This is a genomic window from Brevundimonas sp. SH203, from assembly GCF_002157625.1.
In the GTDB taxonomy this organism is placed as follows: Bacteria; Pseudomonadota; Alphaproteobacteria; order Caulobacterales; family Caulobacteraceae; genus Brevundimonas.
The window spans coordinates 159,244-174,049 of record NZ_BDMM01000005.1; the positions used below are offsets into that span (position 1 = coordinate 159,244).

16 protein-coding genes are annotated in these 14,806 nt (G+C 67.5%); 7 read left to right on the forward strand and 9 right to left on the reverse strand.

The window, feature by feature from the left end; genetic code table 11:
• Window positions 1-2: 2 nt before the first annotated feature.
• Window positions 3-710, forward strand: coding sequence for a DUF429 domain-containing protein (locus SH203_RS11950; RefSeq protein WP_087121163.1), 708 nt, complete (start codon window positions 3-5; stop codon window positions 708-710).
• Here SH203_RS11950 and SH203_RS11955 read toward each other — a convergent pair.
• On the reverse strand, window positions 707-1,912 hold the full coding sequence (locus tag SH203_RS11955; RefSeq protein WP_087121164.1) for a DUF6880 family protein: 1,206 nt from the start codon (window positions 1,910-1,912) through the stop codon (window positions 707-709). The genes SH203_RS11950 and SH203_RS11955 overlap by 4 nt on opposite strands.
• A gap of 122 nt (window positions 1,913-2,034) precedes the next feature.
• Between SH203_RS11955 and SH203_RS11960 the strand changes: the two genes are divergently transcribed.
• A complete protein-coding gene (locus tag SH203_RS11960; RefSeq protein WP_087121165.1) occupies window positions 2,035-2,301 on the forward strand; it encodes a hypothetical protein in 267 nt (88 codons plus the stop codon).
• Between the two features lie 4 nt (window positions 2,302-2,305).
• Here SH203_RS11960 and SH203_RS11965 read toward each other — a convergent pair whose 3' ends face one another.
• Both SH203_RS11965 and SH203_RS11970 read right to left on the reverse strand, forming a co-directional pair.
• On the reverse strand, window positions 2,306-3,043 hold the full coding sequence (locus tag SH203_RS11965; RefSeq protein WP_087121166.1) for a molybdopterin-synthase adenylyltransferase MoeB: 738 nt from the start codon (window positions 3,041-3,043) through the stop codon (window positions 2,306-2,308).
• Between the two features lie 45 nt (window positions 3,044-3,088).
• Complete coding sequence (locus tag SH203_RS11970; protein ID WP_087121167.1) at window positions 3,089-3,499, reverse strand: BLUF domain-containing protein; 411 nt, start codon at window positions 3,497-3,499, stop codon at window positions 3,089-3,091.
• Window positions 3,500-3,618: 119 nt separating this feature from the next.
• Here SH203_RS11970 and hslV point away from each other — a divergent pair, with 119 nt between their 5' ends.
• Entirely contained in the window at window positions 3,619-4,191 is a 573-nt protein-coding gene (gene hslV / locus SH203_RS11975) for an ATP-dependent protease subunit HslV (protein WP_087121168.1), read from the forward strand.
• A 59-nt stretch (window positions 4,192-4,250) separates the two neighbouring features.
• A complete protein-coding gene (locus tag SH203_RS11980) occupies window positions 4,251-5,351 on the forward strand; it encodes a DUF4268 domain-containing protein (protein WP_087121169.1) in 1,101 nt (366 codons plus the stop codon).
• Between the two features lie 105 nt (window positions 5,352-5,456).
• Here SH203_RS11980 and SH203_RS11985 read toward each other — a convergent pair whose 3' ends face one another.
• Complete coding sequence (locus tag SH203_RS11985) at window positions 5,457-6,038, reverse strand: ClpP family protease (protein WP_087121170.1); 582 nt, start codon at window positions 6,036-6,038, stop codon at window positions 5,457-5,459.
• A complete protein-coding gene (locus tag SH203_RS11990; RefSeq protein WP_200808920.1) occupies window positions 6,035-6,256 on the reverse strand; it encodes a hypothetical protein in 222 nt (73 codons plus the stop codon). Before SH203_RS11990 ends, SH203_RS11985 begins: the two co-directional genes overlap by 4 nt.
• Window positions 6,257-6,389: 133 nt before the next feature.
• Between SH203_RS11990 and hisS the strand changes: the two genes are divergently transcribed.
• Window positions 6,390-7,880, forward strand: a complete 1,491-nt coding sequence (hisS, locus tag SH203_RS11995; RefSeq protein WP_087121171.1) for a histidine--tRNA ligase — start codon at window positions 6,390-6,392, stop codon at window positions 7,878-7,880.
• Between the two features lie 354 nt (window positions 7,881-8,234).
• On the opposite strand, the gene SH203_RS12000 is transcribed toward hisS, so the two are convergent.
• Window positions 8,235-10,358, reverse strand: a complete 2,124-nt coding sequence (locus tag SH203_RS12000) for a M13 family metallopeptidase (RefSeq protein WP_087121172.1) — start codon at window positions 10,356-10,358, stop codon at window positions 8,235-8,237.
• A 155-nt stretch (window positions 10,359-10,513) separates the two neighbouring features.
• Here SH203_RS12000 and SH203_RS12005 point away from each other — a divergent pair, with 155 nt between their 5' ends.
• Window positions 10,514-12,358 (forward strand): cation:proton antiporter, encoded by a 1,845-nt coding sequence (locus tag SH203_RS12005; RefSeq protein WP_087121173.1) that lies wholly within the window; start codon window positions 10,514-10,516, stop codon window positions 12,356-12,358.
• 188 nt (window positions 12,359-12,546) lie between these two features.
• The gene (locus SH203_RS12010; protein WP_087121174.1) at window positions 12,547-13,188 is read left to right on the forward strand and encodes a TetR/AcrR family transcriptional regulator; all 642 of its coding nucleotides are present in this window, start codon (window positions 12,547-12,549) and stop codon (window positions 13,186-13,188) included.
• Between the two features lie 64 nt (window positions 13,189-13,252).
• On the opposite strand, the gene SH203_RS12015 is transcribed toward SH203_RS12010, so the two are convergent.
• The 3 genes from SH203_RS12015 to SH203_RS12025 are packed head-to-tail and all read right to left on the reverse strand — an operon-like array spanning window position 13,253 to window position 14,693.
• Window positions 13,253-13,840, reverse strand: a complete 588-nt coding sequence (locus SH203_RS12015; protein ID WP_087121175.1) for a Smr/MutS family protein — start codon at window positions 13,838-13,840, stop codon at window positions 13,253-13,255.
• Window positions 13,837-14,076, reverse strand: coding sequence for a helix-turn-helix transcriptional regulator (locus tag SH203_RS12020; protein ID WP_087121176.1), 240 nt, complete (start codon window positions 14,074-14,076; stop codon window positions 13,837-13,839). Before SH203_RS12020 ends, SH203_RS12015 begins: the two co-directional genes overlap by 4 nt.
• Before the next feature lie 23 nt (window positions 14,077-14,099).
• Window positions 14,100-14,693 carry a DUF2975 domain-containing protein gene (locus tag SH203_RS12025; protein ID WP_087121177.1) on the reverse strand — a complete coding sequence of 198 codons (594 nt, stop codon included), beginning with the start codon at window positions 14,691-14,693 and terminating at the stop codon, window positions 14,100-14,102.
• Window positions 14,694-14,806 lie beyond the last annotated feature (113 nt).

The following is a 14,806-nucleotide window of genomic DNA, read 5'->3' on the forward strand; positions in this document are numbered from 1 at the left end:
CATTGCTGGTCGCCGGCATCGATGGAACAAAGAGCGGCTGGATCGCGGTCGTTTTGGAGGCGGATCGCATCGAGGCCTTCGGTATCGAGACGATTGGTGAAGCGCTTGATCGCCTGTCCGATGCGGAATCCGTTGCAATCGACATGCCCATAGGATTCGCAACGGCGGCAGAAGTTGGTGGGCGACGATGCGAGAAAGCTGCTCGCTCGATGTTAGGACGCGGGCGCACGTCCTCTGTCTTCAGCAGTCCATGCCGCGCCGCGCTCCAAACGGTCGATTACCCATCGGCTTCGGCAGCGAACCGAGACAGCTCGCCTCACCGCTTGGGTCTTTCGAAACAATCGCACGCCCTGTTCCCCAAGATGCGGCAGATCGACGATCTGATGAATTCGTCGCTTCAAGATCGGGTATTCGAGGTTCACCCGGAGGTGTCCTTTACGGAACTCGCGCGTCTGGCGGGGCAGACCATCGTGGGCAACAAGAAATCGGCGGCAGGCTCAAGCCAGCGGATAAGGCTGCTAAGCGATGCGGGCATTCCGCTCACCACGGCGCTGAATCAGGCAAAGGTTTTGGGGGCCGCTGCTGACGACATCGTGGATGCCGCGGTCGCCGCCTGGACGGCACGGCGGCGAGCATCAGGTCTCGCTCAACGACTGCCAGAGACGCCGGACACGGACGCCAAGGGCTTGCGCATGGAAATCTGGTTCTAGCCCGGCGAAGCCAGCAACCGTTCGGCCGCCTCGGGATATTTCTGGGCCAGACGCGCCGCCCAGTCGGCTTTCAGCGGCAGGGGCGAACGGACCTCCCTGATCCGGCGCTCGACCAGGGCGGCGGCCTCGCGGTGGGCGGGCCAGTCCATCAGGAAGCCCAGGGCCGTTTCGACATCGGCGTGGGTCGCGGCGTGGGCCAGGGCGCGATCCAGCGCCTCCACGTCGTCGAAGTCCGGCAGACTCGCCAGATAGGCCCGAAGCACGGGCGCCGACAGGTCGCGTTCGAACATCGCCCAGCGCAGGCCCTGCGCCTCGTCCTTGCGCCCTTCCGCCTCCATCAGGTCGATCGAGGCCGCCTCCCATGCCGGCGTCAGGCGCAGGGGGCCGTCGGGCGCGCGGCCGAAGGTCCAGCGGCGGTTGGCCGGGGACGGCGACAGGGCGCCCTCCAGCGCCTGACGCGCCTCGACGACGCGGCCCGCGATCAGCAGACGCCGCGCCATGACGGCGGCGAAGTCGGGCGAGCCGCGCTCCTCGGGCGTGGCCAGCGACAGCCACAGGTCCAGATCGTCCGCCCGGTCGGCCAGCCGCCGCACCGCCGTCCGCATCCCCCGCACGCCCGACGCCGTATCCAGCCGCTCCAGCAGACGCCGCGCCAGATCGGGCGTCAGCGCCTCGCCCCCCGCCCCGATCCAGCGGGCGTAGTCCATCGGGTGATCCTGAACGGCCTGGGCCAGGGCCTCGGCGACGGCGGGATCGGCCCGAACCGCCGCATCGGCCGCCTGCCACAGGGCGGGCGCCGCCGTTTCGAACAGGTCCGCCACCTCGCCGCGCGGGTCCTTCACCCGCAGCGTCAGACCGCGAAACAGGTCGAACCAGACCATGCGCCGCATCAGACCCTCGGCGGGCGCCAGACGGCTCAAGGTCTCGACGCCCTCGCTCAGCACCGATAGGTCGCGCACCAGATCGGGCCGCTTTCGCCACGACACCCGCGACCGGCTGGCGGCCACCGCCGTCAACCGCTTGTCCAGCTCCAGCGCCAGGGCGTCCGCCCCCGCCTCGGCCGCCAGGATCAGGCGCAGGCGACGCTTCAGAATCGGGTCCGCGTCGGCGGCCTGCATCAGAAGGTCGCCCAGCCGATCCGCCCCCAGCCCGGTCAGATTGGCGGCGTTCAGACGTTTCGGCGCGGCGGGTCGTCGGGCCATCGGGCCTCCTATTTTCACAAGTCTGTCGAACGCGCCTAACACGGCTGTCGAAAACCAAGGGCAGGAGCGGAACCGCCGCGGACGAAGTTCGTTTCCGGCGTCCTGACCGAGGAAGTGCTGCGTTGGACTCCTACTATTGCATCGTCAATCTGCCCGGCGTGCCGGTCAGGGACATCTGCGTCCTGGACGCCTCGAACGACCAGATCGCCAATCAGGCGCTGGAGGCCGTGGCCCGCAACTGGGCCGGATACGAGACCCTGTATCTGTATTGCGGCGAGCGGCTGGTGACGGTGCTGAGCAACCCGGCCCTGGGTTTCGCCGCCCCCCTCGCCGACCTGGATATGGCCGATCTGGATCTGGCCGACATCCGCTTCGCCAGCGCCGCCTGAGCGATCAGCCGCCGCAGACCGGACAGGTCGGATCGGCCGCGACCCGCACCGTCCGCGCCGCCCCCGCCAGACCATCGTAGAGCAGCAGCCGCCCGCTCAGCGGATCGCCCGCGCCCGCGATCAGCTTGATCGTCTCCAGCGTCGCCATCGCACCGATCACTCCGGCCAGGGCGCCCACCACCCCGACGCGGGCGCAGGTTTCGGCGTCGGGCGGAATCTCGGGCACCAGGCAGCGATAGCAGGGCCGCCCCGTGAACACCCCGACCTGTCCGCTCCAGCGCCCCAGAGCGCCCGACACCAGGGGCCGCCCCGTGGCGACGCAGGCCGCATTGACCCACAGCCGGGTCTGAAAATCGTCGGTCCCGTCCAGCACCACATCATAGGCGCCGACCCGCCGGGCGGCGTTGTCCTCGGTCAGGCGTTCGGCATGGGTTTCGACAACGACATGGGGGTTCAGCCCCGTCAGCCGATCCGCCGCCGCCGCGACCTTGGGCCGCCCGACCTCGGCGGTGGAGAAGGCGATCTGGCGCTGAAGATTGGACAGGCCCACGACATCGTCGTCGATCAGCCCCAGCGTCCCCACGCCCGCCGCCGCCAGATACAGGGCCGCCGGCGTCCCCACGCCGCCCACGCCGACGATCAGCACGCGCGCGCGTTTCAGCGCCTGCTGTCCCGGCCCGCCCACCTCGGACAGGACCAGGTGGCGCGCATAGCGTTCGACTTCGTCTTCGGAAAAGATCACGTCCCCCTCTAGCGATACCGAGCGCGGATCGCGAGAGGCGACCGTTCAGACCGCGCCGGCGACCGTCGGCGACAGATCGATCAGCATTCGGTCCAGATCGGCCTGGATGGCGTCCCGATTCACGCCGGCGCCCAGCAGGCGAACCACGTCCGGCGTCGCCTCGACTTGCGCCATGGCCCAGTCGGGGAACATCCGCGCCTCGACCGCATGGTCGGATAGAACCTTCATATCGGCGTGGCGGCCATCCGACCGCACCCGCGCCAGCGTCCGGTCCAGATCGACCCGCGCGCCTTCCAGCACCTGAAAGAACCGCCCGTCGTGGCGCAGCAGGACGCCCGTCAACTGATCGCGGCGATTGTTTTGATCCGACACCCCGATGATGTCCACCAGCGGCATCAGGCCCGATGCGGCGGTACCGGCGGCCCGGCTGACATAGACGATACGAAACAAGGGCATGAACAGACTCGGACGCTACTGGGGGCCGCAGCCCGGGCAAGACTGCTAGGCCATGAGCGTTAACAGAATGCAGCGTCTCCGCCCTTGATCGCACGCCCGGTCCTGTCCATCTGTCGGCCATGACCCGCCCCTTCGACGCGACCGCCTCTTCCTTTCCCGACTGGCACGGCACCACCATTCTGGCGGTGCGCAAGAACGGGCGCACCGTGATCGCCGGCGACGGCCAGGTCTCGATGGGGCCCACCATCGTCAAGGGCGCGGCGCGAAAGGTGCGGACGCTGGCGGGCGGCAAGGTGCTGGCCGGCTTCGCGGGCGCGACCGCCGACGCCTTCACCCTGATCGAACGGCTGGAGGCCAAGCTGGAGCAGTATCCTGACCAGCTGGCCCGCGCCTGCGTCGACCTGGCCAAGGACTGGCGCACCGACCGTTATCTGCGGCGGCTGGAGGCCATGCTGCTGGTGGCGGACAAGTCCTCGATCTTCACCGTCACGGGCGTCGGCGATGTGCTGGAGCCGGAATACGGCGTCGCGGCCGTGGGATCGGGCGGCAACTACGCCCTGTCGGCCGCCCGCGCCCTGATCGACGAGACCGAACTGGACGCCGAACAGATCGCGCGCAAGGCCATGAAGATCGCCGCCGAAATCTGCGTCTATACCAACGGCAATCTGACGGTCGAAACGCTGGAGGGTTGATCCGCGAGATGAAACGCGCGACCGATGGTTGCGCCAGAAAACCCTGCTAAGCTTGCAGCATGTACCGCATCGACCGCGCCACGAACTCCATCCAGGCCCTCAAGAAGGTGTCCTTTCGCGAACTCGGCTTTCGTGAAAGAGCGCATCTTCAGGAATGGATCGCCCGCCAACCTTCGGCGCTGGGCGAGGACCTGCTGATCATCCAGAAAGAGTTCGCCGGATTTTCCGACACGAGCGAACGTCTGGACCTGCTTGCCCTGGACAAGCAGGGCTCGCTCGTCATCATCGAGAATAAGCTGGACGACACCGGGCGCGACGTGACCTGGCAGGCGCTCAAATACGCCTCCTATTGCTCAGCCCTCACCAAGGAAGACATCCGCCAGATCTATCAGGACTACCTGCGCAAATGCGGCAGGACCGATACTGCGGAAGAGGCGCTCGGCGTCTTCTTCGAGCAGGAATACGACGACCTGACCCTCAACAAGGGCGTCACTCAGCGAATCATTCTGGTCGCCGCGAAATTTCGCAAGGAAGTCACGTCCACCGTGCTCTGGCTCAGCAGCTTCCGGCTGCGCATCCAGTGTTTCCGCGCGACACCCTTCACGCTGGGCGACGACCTGTTCCTCAACATGGAGCAGATCATCCCGGTCAAGGACACCGAAGAATTCACCATTGGCCTGGCCGATAAGGCCAAGGAGGAGATCGAGGGCGTGGAAACGGAGGCCCGTCGCCATCCGATCCGGCGCCAGTTCTGGACTGAATTGGTCCGCGCCATGAACGCCACGCCCTCAAAGCTTTACGCGAACATCTCTCCGGGTAAGGAGAGCTGGATCAGCGCCGGTTCGGGAATGCGCGGCGTGGGCTTCAACTTCGGGGCGACGCAGCGTTACGCTCGCGCCGAACTCTATATCGACCGAGGCGATGCGGCCGAGAACGAAGCCGTGTTCGATCGGCTATACGCGGATCGCGCCGCCATCGAGGTCAGCGTCGGAACGCCTTTGACCTGGGAGCGTCTGGACCATCGCCGGGCCTGTCGCATCAAGCTCGAACAGCCTGCCGACGTCTTCCAGAAAGAGCAGTGGCCGGCGATGATCGCCTTCATGACCGACGCCATGGTTCGACTTGAACGCGGCCTGAAGCCGAGGCTCAAGGAGGGTTGAGCCCTGTCGGAACCGGTTTGGCCGGCCCCTTGTGTTGCGATCAGCTCGGAATGACGGACTCAGGGCCCTATCCTCAGGACTGTCGATTGGTCTGATGCTTGGGCGTCACAATACGTCGGCGATCAACCCCAAGGTTTTCGCCTCCTGCGCCTCGATGTACCAGTCCTGGGGCGCTCGGCGCAGCACCTCGTCCATCGTCACGGCGCTGCCGCGCACCAGGTTCTCGAACCCCTCGTTCTGGATGACGATGGAGTGTTCCAGCTCGTTCAGCATCGCCTTGACCGAGGCGATGCAGGTCGTCAGCGGGCCGGTGATCTGAAGCTGTTTGTCCATCTTGCGCTCATGGATCATCACCCGCGTTCCGCGCGTCAGATAGCGGTTCTCCACGGCGAAGAAGCTCATGAAGGTCGCGCCGGCGGAATAGATGGCGGCCTTGCCCAGGAAGACCAGCCGCCGGCCCGGATTGACGTCGCTGTGGAAACGCACGTCCTCGCCCATCATCCGCGCCACCTCGGGATCGCCGCCCAGGGTGGACAGTTCGACCACCGTCAGGCCCGTGCTGGGCGCCTGGGACAGCTGATCGCGAAATCGGTCGTACATGGCGTAATCGACGGCGCCGGCCAGAAGAATGCGCGGCTTGTCGAAGGCTCTGGGGTCCAGCGGCCCCGTCAGGGAGGCGTCGGTCATTGGGCGTTCCGGGCGTCCGTTTCATCGACCGGATAGCCCTGGGCGGAGGCCCAGGATTTCGCCTCGCCCACAGAAAAGAACGCCTTACTGCGAACTCGACGCGCGCCCGTGTCGTCGATCAGTTCGCACTCGAACCAGCGGATGGTGCGTCTGTCCGACGTATTGCAGGTGCGGGGAAAGATCAGGGCGTGGGGCGTCATGGCATCCCAACGACGCATCGCGGACACAGTTCCGCCCCGTATCGGATTTTTCCTTTCACAACAACATATTGCAAAGCCAGGTGCCCTGACTGCCGGACGAAGCGATGCGTGACGATTTGCGCCGTCGCGCCCCTTGGCTTAAGCGCGCGCCATGACCGACGACGCCCCCCTCCGCCCCCTCGCCCGCAATCCGCGCGGTTTCGCCGACAAGCGCGGGCGCGACCTGACCGCCGAACGCCGCATCGTGGCGCGCGTGTCCGAGGTCTATGAGCGCTGGGGCTTCGAGCCCTTGGAGACGCCGGCCTTCGAATACGCCGACGCCCTGGGCAAATTCCTGCCCGACGCCGACCGGCCCAACGAGGGCGTCTTCGCGCTTCAGGACGACGCCGGATCGGACGAGCCGGGCGATTGGATGGCCCTGCGTTACGACCACACCGCGCCCCTGGCCCGGTTCGCGGCCCAGACCTGGGAGACCCTGCCCAAGCCGTTCCGCCGCTATGCCTATGGTCCGGTCTGGCGCAACGAAAAGCCCGGTCCCGGCCGCTTCCGCGAATTCTGGCAATGCGACGCCGACACCGTCGGTTCCGACCGACCCGAGGCGGACGCCGAGATCATCGCCATGGCCTGCGAGGGTCTGAGGGGCGCGGGACTGGATGCCGGTCAGGCCCAGATCCGCGTCTCGAACCGCAAGCTGTTCGACGGTCTGTTCGACGCGGGCGGCGTGACCGAGGCGGGCCAGCGTCTGACGGCGTTGCGCGCCATCGACAAGTTCGACCGTCTGGGCTGGGAAGGCGTGGTTCAGCTTCTGGGCGAAGGCCGTTTGGATGAATCCGGCGACTACACCAAGGGCGCCCAACTGCCCGCAAAGGTCACGGCCGCCATCAAGGCGTTTCTGGCCTCGGCCAATACCCCCGGCCTGTCGCGGGCCGAGACCCTGGACGCCGTCGCGCGCTCCGGCGACCTCGGCGCGGCGGGCGAGGCGGCGCTGAACGAGCTGGCCGCCATCGACCGGGCGCTGACCGCCATGCGGGTCGATCAGGAGGCGGTGAAGTTCGATCCGACCATCGTGCGCGGTCTGGAATATTACACCGGGGCCGTGTTCGAGGCCGAGCTGTTGCTGGACACCGTGGACGACAAGGGGCGTCCCGTCCGCTTCGGCTCCATCGGCGGCGGCGGGCGCTATGACGATCTGGTCGCCCGGTTCACGGGGCAGAGCGTTCCAGCGACCGGCTTCTCCTTCGGCGTCTCGCGTCTGGCCTCGGCCCTGCGTGCGGCTGGACGGGGCGCCGAGGATGCGGTGCGCGGCCCGGTCGTGGTCATCGTCTTCTCCGAGGACGACATGGCCCACTATCTGAACGCGGTCGCCGAACTGCGCGCCGCCGGGATCGCCGCCGAGCTTTACCTGGGGCGGGCGGGCATGAAGGCCCAGATGAAATACGCCGACCGTCGCGGCTCCCCGGCCGTCGTCATCCTGGGGGGCGACGAGATCGCGGCGGGCGAGGTGACGATCAAGGATCTGGACGCCGGGCGCGCCGCCGCCGCCGCCATCGCCGACAACGACGCCTGGAAGGCGGAACGGCCGGGCCAGATGAAGATCGGCCGTGAGGGCCTAGTCGCCGCCATCAAGGACATTATCGAATAAGCTTCGATAATGAAGCCCCATCAGAATGGATTATCAGCGATAAGTCGAAGAAAGTTCGATTCAAGCGAAGCCCGCCGTTGACGACCGACCGGCCCTTGCGTCAAATGAACTCACTCGAAGGCAAGCGTTGCTCAAGCGCGCAGCATTCGAAGGCGTTTCGGGGAGGAAACGTCCGCTCTTTAAAGAGCAAGATAGCCCGCTGCGATGTATCCCCCGCAGCGGGCTTTTCTATGCCTGAAATCCTGACCGGCCCTGGGTTTCGACGCCTGCCGCGCCCGCGCGTTCGCCGGGCGTCGGACATGAAAAAGGCCGGGGCGGACCCCGGCCTTTTCCGTTTCTCGAAGACCCGTCGCCTTACCAGATGCGAACGCGCTGATCCGGCGTCAGATAGTATTTCGTCCCCGGCTGGACGTCGAAGGCGTCATACCAGGCGTCGACGTTGCGCAGCGGGCCGATGACGCGGAACTGGGCGGCCGAGTGCGGGTCGGTGGCGACCTGCTGCTTCAGCGCCTCGTCGCGATACTTCGACTGCCAGACCTGGGCCCAGCCGTAGAAGAAGCGCTGGTCGCCGGTCGTGCCGTCGATCACCGGCGCGGCCTGGCCGTTCAGCGACAGATGATAGGCCTCAAGCCCCACGGCCACGCCCGAGGCGTCGCCGATGTTCTCGCCCATCGTCAGGCCGGGGTTGATGTGATAGCCGGCGATCGGCTCATAGGTGGCGTATTGCTCGCCCAGGCGCGTGGTCAGGGCCTCGAACCGGGTCTTGTCCTCGGGCGTCCACCAGTTGCGCAGCACGCCGTCGCCGTCGGACTTGGAGCCCTGGTCGTCGAAGCCGTGGCCGATCTCGTGGCCGATCACCCCGCCGATGCCGCCGTAGTTGACCGCCGCGTCGCCGTTCGGATCGAAGAAGGGCGGCTGCAGGATGGCGGCCGGGAAGACGATCTCGTTATTGGCCGAGTTGTAGTAGGCGTTGACCGTCTGCGGGGTCATGCCCCACTCGGACTTGTCGACCGGCTCGTTCAGGCGCGACAGGTCGTAGTTCCATTCGAACAGGCCGCGACGCTCGGCGTTGCCGACCAGGTCGTTCGCGCGGATGTCGAGGCCCGAATAGTCGCGCCACTTGTCGGGATAGCCGATCTTGACGGTGAATTTGCGCAGCTTCTCCTGCGCCGCCGCCTTGGTCTCGGCGCCCATCCAGGTCAGGTTGTCGATGCGGTGCGACAGGGCGGTGCGCAGATTGGCGACCAGCTCCTCCATCTTGGCCTTGGACTCGGCCGGGAAATACTGGGCGACATAGAGACGACCCGTCGCCTCGCCCAGCGAACCCTCGGCGAAGGAGATGGCGCGCTTCTCGCGGGTGCGCTGCTCGGGCTGGCCCGACAGGTCGCGGGCGCGGAACTCCCACTGGGCGTCCGAGAACCGTTTGGACAGCAGAGGCGCCATGTCGTCGGCGGTGTGGAAGGCTTCCCACGCCTGCAACAGGGCCACCGGCGTCTCGGCGTAGATGGCCGCGATCTTGGGCATGGCCGTGTCCTGGCGCACGATCAGGCGCGGCACGCCGCCCAGCTTGGCGGCGTCGTAATAGTCCTGCCATTCGAAGCCCGGCGCCTGCTGGGCCAGCTGGGCGATGGTGAATTCGTTATAGGTCTTGTCGCGATTGCGGTTCTCGACCGGGCTCCAGTGGGCCTCGGCGATCTTCTGTTCCAGGGCCACGATCTGGGCGGCGGTCTCGGTCGGGTTGTCCCAGCCGATCATCGTCAGCATCCGGCCGACATAGGCCTGATACTTCTCCTTCTTGTCCGCATAGCGGGCGTCCAGATAGTAGTCGCGGTTGGGCAGGCCCAGGCCCGACTGGCCGGTCGAGACGACATAGCGGGTCGGCTGTTTCGCATCGATGGTGATGCCGGTGCCGAAGAAGGACGAGCCGAAGCGGCCGACCGTCTGGCCCATATAGACGGCCATCTTCTCGTGGCTGTCGGCGGCGCGGATCGCGGTCAGATAGGGTTGCAGCGGCTGGGCGTCCAGCTGCTCGATACGCGCCTCGTCGATGTAGGAGCGATAGGCGTCGGCGATCTTGGCCTCGTCCGAACCGGGGGTCAGATCGCGGCGCGCGGCGAGGCCCGTCACCAACGCCTTCATCCGGTTGTCCGACAGTTCGCGCAGCAGGGCGAACGAGCCGTAGCTGGTGCGGTCCGAAGGGATGACCAGCTTCTCCAGCGCCTTGCCGTTGGCGTACTGGAAGAAGTCGTCGCCCGGCTTCACCGCCGTATCGCGGCCCGCCATGTCGAAGCCCCAGGTTCCGTAGCGGGGCGCGGTCGTGCCTTGCCAGCCGGCGGCGGTCTCCTCGCCCGAGAACAGGGAGACGATCGAGCAGGTCTCGTCGATGCAGGCGTGGTCGTGGTCGGCGTCTTGAGCGAAGGCGGCGCTGGCGGGCAGCAGAAGGGCGCCGACGGCGGCGCCGATAAGCAGTCGTTTCATCACGAAATCCTAGGCTCCGCCCCGAAAATGGACGGTTGGGCGCGGACCCTAGACCCGGACGGGGGGCTGTCGCCTTAAAAAAAGTTCATGAAGGCGCTGCGGCGTCTCGCCACGGTCGCCGGTTCAGGGTCAGATGCGACGACGGCGGAGGGGCGATGCACGGGCACGGCGGCGACTATAAGGATCTGGTGGTCTTTCTGGCCGCTGCGGGGGTCATGGTGCCCCTGGTCAACCGGCTGAAGATCAGCCCGGTTCTGGGCTTCCTGGCGGCCGGGGTCGTGCTGGGGCCGGACGGTCTGGCCCGGTTCGCCCACGCCCTGCCCTTCCTGTCCTATTTCACCATCGGCGATCCGGGCCAGCTGGCGCAGCTGTCTGAACTGGGCGTGGCCTTCCTTTTGTTCATGATCGGGCTGGAGCTGTCGTGGGAGCGGCTGCGCGCCATGCGCCGTCTGGTCTTCGGTCTGGGGATGATGCAGGTCGGGGTCTGCGCCGCCGTGATCGGCGGCGGCTTCCTGTTGATCGGCCAGACCCTGGCCAGCGCGGCGGTGCTGGGCATGGGACTGGCCCTGTCCTCGACCGCCGTGGTCATGCCGGTGTTGGCCGAGCGCGGGCGACTGAAGGGCGTCGTCGGCCGCTTGACCTTCGCCATCCTGCTGGCCCAGGATCTGTCGGTCGCCCCCATCTTGATCACCGTCACCGTCCTGGCCGCCGTGGCCCAGCAGGGCGGTGCGCTGGACCCCGCCATCCTGGGCCAGTCACTGTTCACCCTGATCCCGGCGGCGGTGGGGCTGGGGCTTCTGGTGCTGCTGGGACGGGTGGTGCTGCGCCCCATGTTCCGGTCGGTGGCCAGGGCGAGAAAGGCGGATCAGGGGGGCGAGCTGTTCGTCGCCGCCAGCCTGCTGGTCGTGGTCGGCGCGGGTCTGGCGGCCCAGGCCAGCGGCCTGTCCATGAGCATCGGCGCCCTGGTCGCCGGCGTCCTTCTGGCCGAGACGGAGTTCCGGCGCGAGGTCGAGGTCTCGATCGAACCGTTCAAGGGCCTGCTGCTGGGCGTCTTCTTCGTCGGCGTCGGACTGGGGCTGGATCTGGACGCCATCGCCGCCGATCCGGTCGGGGTGTTCGGCCTGGCCCTGGCCCTGACGGCGGTGAAGGCCGGCGTCATCTTCGCCCTGGCGCGGCTGTGGGGCCTGGGCGCGCGGCCGGCGCTGGAGACGGCCCTGGTCCTGGCCCCGGCTGGCGAGTTCGCCTTCGTGATCTTCGCCACCGGCATGGTCGAAGGTCTGGCGCCGCCCGGCCTGACCAACGCCGTCGCCCTGTCGGCGACCGTCAGCATCTTCTCCATCCCGCTCCTGGCCATGATCGGCCAGAAGCTGGCGAAACGGTCGGAACCGGATGCGACGACCCTGCCCGACGTGCCCGCGCCGACGGGGGCGGACGGCGCCGTCATCATCGTGGGCTTCGGCCGGGTGGGCCGTCTGATCGGCGAGATGCTGAAGGCGCACGATCAGGCCTTCATCGCCCTGGACACAGACGCCGCCGCCGTCGCCGCCGGTCGCCGCGACGGGTTCGAAGTCTTCTACGGCGACGCCGGGCGACGCGAGATGCTGCAGCATTGCGGGGTCCAGTCGACGCGCGCCCTGATCGTGACCATGGACGCCCCCGCCAAGGTGGACGAGGTGGTCCAGACCGCGCGGGCGATGCGCGAGGATCTGATCCTGATCGCCCGCGCCCGCGACGACCAGCACGCCATGCGGCTTTACGGCCTGGGCGTCACCGACGCCGTGCCGGAGACGACCGAGGCCAGTCTGCAGCTGGCCGAGAACACCCTGGTCGATCTGGGCGTGCCCATGGGTCTGGTCCTGGCCTCGATCCACGAACGGCGCGACCAGTTCCGCAAGGCGTTCCAGGCGGCGACGCCGGTGGAGCGCCGCAATCGCCCCAGCCGCGCCCTGCGCCGCACGGCCCGCAGCCCTCGCCCGGAGCCCGCGCCGGCTAAGGACTGATACCTAGGGTCGTGCGCGGACCCATTTTCGTCATGGTTCCGTGATGCAAGCACGGTTCTGCTTTTCAAGCGCCGCATAGACGCGGAAAGCATCTATCCGTCCCGGCGTCGGGCCGTGATCTTCACCTCAAGTCGCTTTCGGGCTATCCGCGACGTCCGAGACCCAAAGTAGAGTAAAAGCCTGATTTCATGACCGATACCGTCGCAACCCTCGTCGTCGAACCTCGCCTGAACCGCCGCCAGGCCGCCAAGATCCGCACACGGCAAAAGGTTCTGGACGCCGCCCGCTCCCTGTTCGCCGAGCGGGGCTACGAGCCCGCCACCATCCGCGACATCGCCAAGGGCGCGGGCATGTCCACCGGCGCCGTCTTCGCCAACTTCCAGGACAAGGCCGAACTGTTCGAAGCCGTCCTGACCGAGGACATGACGCGCCTGGCCGAGGTGGTCGAGGCCGCCGCCCCCGAGGGCGAACCCGTCCGCCAGCGCCTGCTCAGCGCCCTGACCGCCGGCTATCAGTCGTCGCTGGACCAGCTGCCGCTGTTCCAGGCCATCGTCGCCCGCTCCTGGTTCCAGCCGCTGGCCGCCGAGATGCGCGCCCGCGCCGCGACCAAGAACCTGCTGCTGGCCATCGGCGGCATCCTTCAGGACGCGGTCGCCCGGAAAGAGCTGAACAAGGACGCCGACATCCGCCTGTTGGTCGAGCTGATCTGGGACGCCTATCTGTCCAACTATCGCCGCGCCGCCTATGACGAATGGGACGCCAAGGCCCTGTCGGACCATATGGGCAAGCAGATCGACGTGATCCTGGCCGGCGCGCTCGCCGCCGAATAGGCCGACGCAAACGTCGTTCGAAAAGGGCCGGGTCCGCCAGCGCGGGGCCGGCCTTTTTCTTGGTTCAGACGCGGCGCTTCAGGGTGACGTAGAAGGCGCCGTTGCCGCCGTGCCTCTGGTGGGCGACGGTGAAGCCGGACACCACGCCGCGCAGGCCCGGCGACTGCATCCATTCCGCGAAGGCCGAGCGGATCACGCCGCCGCCCATCCGGCCCTGGCCGGTGATGACCAGAACCGCCCGCATCCCGCGCGCCTGACACGACGTCAAGAAGCCGCGCAGCTGATCCTCGGCCTCGAACCGGCCGAAACCGTGCAGGTCGATGCGCGCCTCGATGGGGTCGCGTTCGCGCGACAGACGCTGCTTGCGGCGTGGCTCCAGATCCTCCGGCGCCGGCTTGGGCCGGGCGGGCGAGACGCGCCGGTTCTCGACGGGCGAGGCCGGCGTAGGGCGCGAGATCGGCGGTTTCGGGGGCGGCCGCAGGGGGCCTTGCGGCGCCGGCGTGATCGCGGACGGCGGCGTCTCCGCCCCCGGCGTGACGCGGGCGGCCTTTCGCGCGCGGGGCGGAGCGACCGAGTTGGACACCCGGGTCCAGATGCGACGGTCCTCGGGCGTCAGTCCGTTTTCGTCGCGCCCCGACCCCTTTCGCCTCATGCCGCCTCGTCGTCCTCGAACACGTCGCCCGGCCCCGGTTCGTGCGCAAGGAGATCGCCGGGCTGGCACTCCAGTTCCCGGCACAGGGCGTCCAGGGTCGAGAACCGCACCGCCCGCGCCTTGCCCGTCTTCAGGATCGACAGATTGGCCACCGTCACCCCGACCCGATCCGCCAATTCGGTCAGGGACATGCGGCGTTCGACGAGAACGCGGTCGAGTTGGACGCGAATGGCCATGCGGGAATCCTAGTCGAAACGGCTCAGATCGTCAGTTCGGATTCGCGACGCAGGCGCGCGCCCTCGCGGAAAACCTCCGCCAGCACGAAGACGATCAGGACGGAAAATATGGGGGTCAGCAGTTCGCCCAGCCCCTGCGGGTCCATCACCCCCGGCGCCAGCCGCTTGGCCACGAAGCCTTGCGCCACCCAGACGCCGCCGGTCACGACCGCCAGGGTCAGACCGATCTGGCGCAGACGGCGCACATTGTCGGGCTGGAAGGGGTCGCCCATGGTCAGGGTGCGGATGATGCGGCGCAGGCTGCGCAGGATCAGCATGAAGCCGCCGAAATAGGCCGTCGCCGCGCCCAGGCCGAACAGCAGAAGGGTGCGGGTCAAAGGCAGCTGCTTGCCGCCCGCGTCGCCGCTGACGGTGATGTTCACATTGTCCAGGGGAATGAAGATGGCCGCGATCACCAGCAGCAGCAAAAGCCCGGTGATCAGCCACAACAGCACATAGGCCACGTCCAGCACCATCTTCAGCACGCTGGACACCGATCCCGGCCCCATGGCCTTGAGCCACGTCAGGGATCGCGCCTCGCCTCGCTTCGTTGAATGTCGCAGCGTCGGCAGGCGCATGGCGGGTCTGGTCTCAGGTCTGAAGAAGGCGGGCGGCGGCCGCGCGGGGTGCGAAGAACCCGCACGCGGCTCTATACATCGCGGTCTTCATGCAGATCGTCAAAACTCTCGTG

Coding starts and splice junctions, on each gene's coding strand:
- SH203_RS12005 (WP_087121173.1), top strand. CDS start 10,514: ATGCACGGGCACGGCGGCGACTATAAGGATCTGGTGGTCTTTCTGGCC.
- SH203_RS12010 (WP_087121174.1), top strand. CDS start 12,547: ATGACCGATACCGTCGCAACCCTCGTCGTCGAACCTCGCCTGAACCGC.
- SH203_RS11955 (WP_087121164.1), bottom strand. CDS start 1,912: ATGGCCCGACGACCCGCCGCGCCGAAACGTCTGAACGCCGCCAATCTG.
- SH203_RS12015 (WP_087121175.1), bottom strand. CDS start 13,840: ATGAGGCGAAAGGGGTCGGGGCGCGACGAAAACGGACTGACGCCCGAG.
- SH203_RS11990 (WP_200808920.1), bottom strand. CDS start 6,256: ATGCGTCGTTGGGATGCCATGACGCCCCACGCCCTGATCTTTCCCCGC.
- SH203_RS11970 (WP_087121167.1), bottom strand. CDS start 3,499: ATGCCCTTGTTTCGTATCGTCTATGTCAGCCGGGCCGCCGGTACCGCC.
- SH203_RS11980 (WP_087121169.1), top strand. CDS start 4,251: ATGTACCGCATCGACCGCGCCACGAACTCCATCCAGGCCCTCAAGAAG.
- SH203_RS11985 (WP_087121170.1), bottom strand. CDS start 6,038: ATGACCGACGCCTCCCTGACGGGGCCGCTGGACCCCAGAGCCTTCGAC.
- SH203_RS12025 (WP_087121177.1), bottom strand. CDS start 14,693: ATGCGCCTGCCGACGCTGCGACATTCAACGAAGCGAGGCGAGGCGCGA.
- SH203_RS12020 (WP_087121176.1), bottom strand. CDS start 14,076: ATGGCCATTCGCGTCCAACTCGACCGCGTTCTCGTCGAACGCCGCATG.
- hslV (WP_087121168.1), top strand. CDS start 3,619: ATGACCCGCCCCTTCGACGCGACCGCCTCTTCCTTTCCCGACTGGCAC.
- SH203_RS12000 (WP_087121172.1), bottom strand. CDS start 10,358: ATGAAACGACTGCTTATCGGCGCCGCCGTCGGCGCCCTTCTGCTGCCC.
- hisS (WP_087121171.1), top strand. CDS start 6,390: ATGACCGACGACGCCCCCCTCCGCCCCCTCGCCCGCAATCCGCGCGGT.